This window comes from Moraxella sp., assembly GCF_024227015.1.
In the GTDB taxonomy this organism is placed as follows: Bacteria; Pseudomonadota; Gammaproteobacteria; order Pseudomonadales; family Moraxellaceae; genus Moraxella.
Genome location: NZ_JAAELD010000315.1, coordinates 1 through 1,787 on the forward strand (window position 1 = coordinate 1; position 1,787 = coordinate 1,787).

General features: G+C 43.3%; 3 protein-coding genes. 1 reads left to right on the forward strand and 2 read right to left on the reverse strand.

The window, feature by feature from the left end; all coding sequences use genetic code 11:
• Window positions 1–47 precede the first annotated feature (47 nt).
• Together GY683_RS07195 and GY683_RS07200 are read right to left on the reverse strand one after the other, a co-directional pair.
• Window positions 48–479, reverse strand: coding sequence for an MAPEG family protein (locus tag GY683_RS07195; RefSeq protein WP_297288089.1), 432 nt, complete (start codon window positions 477–479; stop codon window positions 48–50).
• Window positions 476–892, reverse strand: coding sequence for an OsmC family protein (locus tag GY683_RS07200; protein ID WP_297288091.1), 417 nt, complete (start codon window positions 890–892; stop codon window positions 476–478). Before GY683_RS07200 ends, GY683_RS07195 begins: the two co-directional genes overlap by 4 nt.
• Window positions 893–1,189: 297 nt before the next feature.
• Here GY683_RS07200 and GY683_RS07205 point away from each other — a divergent pair, with 297 nt between their 5' ends.
• Entirely contained in the window at window positions 1,190–1,696 is a 507-nt protein-coding gene (locus GY683_RS07205; RefSeq protein ID WP_297288090.1) for an RNA pyrophosphohydrolase, read from the forward strand.
• Window positions 1,697–1,787: the final 91 nt, after the last annotated feature.

The window sequence follows — 1,787 nt, forward strand, 5'->3', positions numbered from 1 at the left end:
AAAAAAACCGCTAAATAATCTTTAGCGGTCAGCGTCTTATCAGTCATTTAAACAACCAAAATCGCAAAATAAAAGAGCATCACGCAGCATAATAAGCCAAGCGCCCACAGCACCGAGCGCACCAACGGCATGTTAAAGGCGTACGCCGCACCGTAGCCAACTCGCAACAGCACATATAGGCACGCCAGCACATTGATCACATTCTGCGGTACAAAACAATACATCGCCACAATCACAGCCGCCAAGAAAATCGGCAGCCCCTCAAAGCTGTTCTGCTGAGCGGCATTCATGCGCGCTGACAGCCCTGTCACATGGTTAAGAAACTGCCTTGGATTGGCATTATCCGACATCTTAAACCCGCCTGTCGCCTTGGCAAGCATGGCAAATGCCAAAGGCAGCAGACACGCCACCAACATCGCCTTGATGGCAATGTCCATGTCGGATGAGAAATTGGCGACAAACATCATGATGCTATTCATGACGCAACTTCGATGATTTCATAATCATGAGTGATGTTCACCCCGCCATCAGACAGCATTTTTGAGGCTGAGCAGTATTTGGTCGCAGACAGCTCTATCGCTTTGGCAACTTGCGACTCTTTGACATTCGTGCCTGACACCACAAAATGCAGATGAATGTCAGTGAATACTGCAGGAATCGCATCAGCGCGCTTGGCAGAGACTTCGCAGTGGATGTCTGCGACCGCCTGACGGGATTTTTGTAGAATGCTTACCACATCATAACTGGCACAGCCGCCAAGCCCCATCAGAATAAACTCCATCGGCTTAGCGCCCAATGTCTGAGCAGAATCGATGATTACCTCATGACCTGAGCCACTTTTGGCGCTAAAATTAATCACGTCATTTTTTAGCCATGACACACGGGCATTCATATCAGACATAAAGCACTCCAATTTATAGATGATTATTAGGTTATTAATATAATACATGAAACCAGCTACACTATGGCGGTTTTTTGCAGGATTTTCAAGGTGCATTCGGTTGGTCGTTTCATTTTATACGCCAATAAAGCAAACCAAAAGTTAGCAATCACCTCAAAAACCATCTAGAAACATTTTTATTCAAAAAAATATTACACTTTTTGGTGAAAATTTGTTTTAATAGTCATTAAGTTATCTGCCTATTATTTTGGGTAGAATTTTTATAAATTTTAAATAATGAGTTTAGTCATGATTGATTCAGACGGCTTTCGAGCCAACGTCGGTATCATCTTGGCAAATACACAAGGGCAAGTGCTTTGGGCAAAACGCATCGGACACGACAGCTGGCAATTTCCACAAGGGGGGATCGATTATGGCGAAACTCCACTTGATGCGATGTACCGCGAGCTATATGAAGAAGTCGGACTTTATCCACAGCACGTGGAATTGCTTGCGGTTACCAAAGATTGGTTACGCTACCGCTTACCAAAACGTTATGTCCGCACCAACCAAGAACCTTTGTGTATTGGGCAAAAACAAAAATGGTTTTTGCTCCGCTTAGATGAAAACAACGCTCAGAACATTCGATTTAATACTTCAAAACCCGAATTTGATGAGTGGCAATGGGTCAGCTATTGGTATCCTTTGAATCAAGTCGTCGCTTTCAAGCGCGGCGTCTATCAAAAGGCATTGCAAGAGCTGATAGAACAACTCCCCCTAAAAAGCGAGCTGATTCTACCACCCTCCAAGTACTAACAAAAATACCCATAAAAAAGATCAAGCAGTCGCTTGGTCTTTTTTTATTCACAAAAACCAAATAATAAAACTTAGACAAAAATTAAAAATT